Source organism: Candidatus Margulisiibacteriota bacterium (assembly GCA_031268855.1).
Lineage (GTDB): Bacteria > Margulisbacteria > Termititenacia > Termititenacales > Termititenacaceae > Termititenax.
In genome coordinates this window covers 1-3,749 of record JAIRWS010000048.1, presented here as the reverse complement: position 1 = coordinate 3,749, position 3,749 = coordinate 1, and the positions used below count along the sequence as shown (strand labels likewise).

Annotated in this window: 8 protein-coding genes; 3 read left to right on the top strand and 5 right to left on the bottom strand. The window is 47.8% G+C overall.

The window, feature by feature from the left end; translation table 11 throughout:
* Positions 1 to 309, bottom strand: a 309-nt coding sequence (locus LBJ25_03160) for a hypothetical protein (GenBank protein ID MDR1452957.1), incomplete at its 3' end; no start/stop codon positions are given.
* Between the two features lie 151 nt (positions 310 to 460).
* Positions 461 to 1,126 (bottom strand): slipin family protein, encoded by a 666-nt coding sequence (locus tag LBJ25_03155; GenBank protein ID MDR1452956.1) that lies wholly within the window; start codon positions 1,124 to 1,126, stop codon positions 461 to 463.
* Between the two features lie 10 nt (positions 1,127 to 1,136).
* Between LBJ25_03155 and LBJ25_03150 the strand changes: the two genes are divergently transcribed.
* Entirely contained in the window at positions 1,137 to 1,316 is a 180-nt protein-coding gene (locus tag LBJ25_03150) for a hypothetical protein (GenBank protein MDR1452955.1), read from the top strand.
* Here the strand turns inward: LBJ25_03150 and LBJ25_03145 are convergent.
* Together LBJ25_03145 and LBJ25_03140 are read right to left on the bottom strand one after the other, a co-directional pair.
* A complete protein-coding gene (locus LBJ25_03145) occupies positions 1,313 to 1,624 on the bottom strand; it encodes a BrnA antitoxin family protein (protein MDR1452954.1) in 312 nt (103 codons plus the stop codon). The two genes, LBJ25_03150 and LBJ25_03145, sit on opposite strands and share 4 nt — an antisense overlap.
* The gene (locus LBJ25_03140) at positions 1,602 to 1,883 is read right to left on the bottom strand and encodes a BrnT family toxin (protein MDR1452953.1); all 282 of its coding nucleotides are present in this window, start codon (positions 1,881 to 1,883) and stop codon (positions 1,602 to 1,604) included. Before LBJ25_03140 ends, LBJ25_03145 begins: the two co-directional genes overlap by 23 nt.
* Before the next feature lie 58 nt (positions 1,884 to 1,941).
* On the opposite strand from LBJ25_03140, the gene truB reads away from it, so the two are divergent.
* Both truB and ribF read left to right on the top strand, forming a co-directional pair.
* Positions 1,942 to 2,595, top strand: a complete 654-nt coding sequence (gene truB, locus LBJ25_03135) for a tRNA pseudouridine(55) synthase TruB (protein ID MDR1452952.1) — start codon at positions 1,942 to 1,944, stop codon at positions 2,593 to 2,595.
* A complete protein-coding gene (gene ribF / locus LBJ25_03130) occupies positions 2,592 to 3,374 on the top strand; it encodes a riboflavin biosynthesis protein RibF (protein ID MDR1452951.1) in 783 nt (260 codons plus the stop codon). Before truB ends, ribF begins: the two co-directional genes overlap by 4 nt.
* A gap of 189 nt (positions 3,375 to 3,563) precedes the next feature.
* Here the strand turns inward: ribF and LBJ25_03125 are convergent.
* A partial coding sequence (locus LBJ25_03125) for a hypothetical protein (GenBank protein ID MDR1452950.1) occupies positions 3,564 to 3,749 on the bottom strand: 186 nt, incomplete at its 5' end.

Here is a 3,749-nt window from a genome sequence, read left to right as displayed (position 1 = left end):
AATATAAGGACAATTTTTAGGACAAATTTCATCAGCAATTAATTCTATCTTCTCCGCCGGAAAGTGTTTTAAAAAATCCACTTCTCGATTAAATCTCGCCGGAAACACCACCAGATCGTATTCGCCAGTTGCTTTCAATAATGCCGCTTCGTCAAACTGCGGTTCGGTTGTTTTGGCTACGGAAAGGATAAGCCGGTACTGCGGATAATTTTGCCGAATATGTTTGACTAATAAATCAGAAGCGACAATACAGCCGTTCAGCGGATTGGTAAAAGCGGCCAGCACCTGATTACAATCTTTGTCAGTCAAATGTTTCTCGGACAATAAAAGATTAGAAAAAGTAAAATACACGCCTATATTTTTTTGGTTAAAAAATGCTACCCTTTGTCTCAGCTCCGCAAAAGACACCGCTCCTCCAATATCCGGCCTGCCGCCATTCCAGACCAGACCCGGAATACTGTCAAAAATAGACGTGATCTGCAGAGCTGGAGTAAACCATTCGGGCTGCGCTACTCATGAGCGCGGCAGCTTTGGCCAGATTTTCCGAAGCCTCAACCTCGCCAGCGGCTTTGGTGATGACCGCGCGCTTTTCCCGCTCGGCTTCCGCAACTTTGGCGATGACGCGCTTCATTTCCTCAGACAGCGTAATGTCTTTTAATTCCACATTTTCGACCTTGATGCCCCACGGGTCGGTCAGTTTGTCGATGATCGAACAAATTTCCTGGGAAACTTTTTCGCGGTCGGTCAAAAGCTCATCGAGTGTCACCGAGCCGACAGCGTTGCGCATGGTAGTCTGCGCCAGCTGGCTCACAGCATAATAAAAATTTTCGACCTCGATAATCGCTCTGCCCGCGTCAAAAACTTTGTAATAAATCACGGCGTTGATCTTGATCGATACATTGTCGCGCGTGATCGCATCCTGCTCCGGCACATCGACCGCTTTGGTGCGAATGTCCACTTTTTCAAAAGACTGGATTACCGGCAGCACCAGCCGCCAGCCCGGCTCCAAAATTTTTGTAAACCGGCCAAAAGAAAAAAGCAGGCCGCGCTCGTATTGATTGATCTGCTTGATCGAAACCAAAACCAGCGCCACAATCAAAAACAAACCGAAAATAATGAATTGCATAAAAACTCCTTTGCTGAATTTATGCCAGTATTATAACCTATTTCCCGATTTTCAGCAGCGTTTTTTCTTGAGCAGGAGATTGACGGCCAAACATTCAAAAACACTCTCTGATCCTCAGGTACGCGGCAAAAAAGCGCGCCAGCGCGCCAAATCAACGGTCTACAGCACAGCCGCTAAACGGATAGACTAACGCAAAAAAGCACCGGCCTCAATGCCCTGCTCCACATATTCGCGCAGGCGTGTCTGCCAGCCTTTACCATTGTTTCTCAGTTTATCTATATAAGGCGTGGCCAACCGCAAAGAAAGAACGCCTTTTTTAATTTCTTTTACCGGACGGCCTCTGCGTCGTTTCACTTCGACAGATAAAAGACTGGACAGATCCGGCGCGTCTGGGTCGGTCATATTCGGCTCGCGTCCAGCAGCCTGTTTAGCTCTTTTTAGCATCGCCGCCGTAACGCTTTTTTTCATTCTCGCGCTATTCATTCTTATAATATTCATAGTAAATATTCCTTTCTTTTTTATTTGCCCGCCTGAACGAAATTATTCTGATAATTCCGTGTCTGTTCGTATGAGTTATAACCACAACTATATTGCTGTTCCACAGACCAAAAGTATTTAATCTTTTTTCTCCATAATCTTTGCGCATATCCTCAATAGTTATTGTATTGCTTTCAAACACTTCCGCGGCCAATCGAAAATCAAACCCATGTTTTCCAACATTTGCCAGATTTTTCTTGGCGTCCCACTCATAATCCATATATTTATTGTAATACGAAAAATGCTGGTCTGTCAAGTAGATACTGTATAATATAAAAATGTTTTTTGAGAACGGGATTTATTCTTTTCATAAACCGCCCGGCTGGACTTCTTATGACGTGGTAAACTGGGTCAAGCGCCGCTGCGCCACGCGCAAAGTTGGCCATGCCGGCACGCTCGATCCGGCCGCGGAAGGATTATTGCTGGTCGCTGTCGGACGGGAATACACCAAACAATTAGAACAGCTGACCGGCCAGGAAAAAGAATACCTCTGCGAAATAACTTTCGGCATAGTCACGGACAGCGGCGACAGCGAGGGAAAAATATTAGCAAGGCAAAATGTCAGCATAGAAAAAAACAAACTGCAGCCAATTTTAAACAGTTTTATCGGCAAACAAAAGCAGACACCGCCGATGTATTCCGCGGTCAAGGTGCGCGGCCAAAAACTGTATGAACTGGCGCGACAAGGCCTTGAAGTGGAACGGCCGGCTAAAGAAATTGAGATCAAAGAATTGGCCCTGCTCGATTTCCTGCCGCCAGACAAAGCCAGACTGCGCATCGTTTGTTCCAAAGGCACATACATCCGTGTCCTGTGTTACAATATCGGCGCAAAAATGGGCACCGGCGCATATATGTCTAAATTAATCAGAACCAGGATCGGCGTGTATAAATTGAGCGCGGACTGCATCATTCCGCGGGGCAGCCGCCAATGAAAATAGCTATCGGCGTTTTTGACGGCGTGCACCGCGGCCACCAAAAGGTCATTGAAAAAGCGCATCTGGTTTTGACCATCACGCCGCATCCCAACCCGGACATTGAGCTGCTGACCACGCCCGCGGAAAAAAGAGACCTGCTCGGCAATCTGGCGGAATTTAAATTTACGCCACGCCACGCCCGTCTCACACCGGAAAAATTTATTATCTGGCTCCAGAAAAAATATAAACCCACAGAAATTATTGTCGGACACGATTTTCATTTCGGCTGGCAGCGGCAAGGCAACCTTGCTTTGCTTAAAAAATTAGGCCGAAAATACAAAATCACGGTTACGGAAATTCCTGAATATGTTTACCAAAAAACCGCCGTCCGCAGCTCGACGATACGCGCCTATTTGTCTGACGGCAAAATCGCAGAGGCCAATAAACTGCTGGGACGCGATTATCAGCTCAGCGGCAAAGTAGTCCGTGGCAAACGGCTCGGCCGCCGGCTGGGCGCGCCGACGATCAATCTCCGGCTGGATTGTCCGCAAAAACTCGTGCCCCGCGACGGCGTGTACCGCGGCGAAGCCAGCGTCCAAAACAAACTTCACACTGCCGCGATATTTATCGGCAATAACGCCATCGAAGCGCATTTGCCGGATTTCAGCGGCGATCTTTACGGCCAGAAAGCCACTTTATTTTTGCAGGAATATTTGCGGCCGATCATCAAATTTAAAGACCTGCCCGCTCTGCAAAAACAGATCCAAAAAGATATTCGGCGGATAAAAAGGAGCTAGTAAGTATTTTTTTTACTGCCCTATCCGCACTAGAACGTCGCGCTGCGCGGCCTTGCGACTGCGTGCAACCTCAAGTTGCCGCAGAAGTGCCGCTGGCTGACCGGGCCAGCGGCTGGCTCACACGGCGCATACTTCGTATGCTTGTGGGTCTCTCTTCACGTCGCGCCTGTGGCGCTTGTGAAGTTCGACTCACTTAACTTCGCTATCGCTTGTTAAGTTCAGGTAAAAGTCACACGTGTCAAAATCCACAAAGACATTTTTGTCTTTCGGCAACTGTGGATACTTGGCGAATATTTCATTCCACCATTGCCGCTGTAGATTCATGGCTTCCGCTCTGGCGTTCAGCGCGGCGTTCACAAATACCTGCACCTGCTC

Excerpts from the sequence above, each read along its gene's own strand:
- LBJ25_03140 (MDR1452953.1), bottom strand. The coding sequence starts at position 1,883 with ATGGATTATGAGTGGGACGCCAAGAAAAATCTGGCAAATGTTGGAAAA.
- LBJ25_03145 (MDR1452954.1), bottom strand. The coding sequence starts at position 1,624 with ATGAATATTATAAGAATGAATAGCGCGAGAATGAAAAAAAGCGTTACG.
- ribF (MDR1452951.1), top strand. The coding sequence starts at position 2,592 with ATGAAAATAGCTATCGGCGTTTTTGACGGCGTGCACCGCGGCCACCAA.
- LBJ25_03155 (MDR1452956.1), bottom strand. The coding sequence starts at position 1,126 with ATGCAATTCATTATTTTCGGTTTGTTTTTGATTGTGGCGCTGGTTTTG.
- truB (MDR1452952.1), top strand. The coding sequence starts at position 1,942 with ATGTTTTTTGAGAACGGGATTTATTCTTTTCATAAACCGCCCGGCTGG.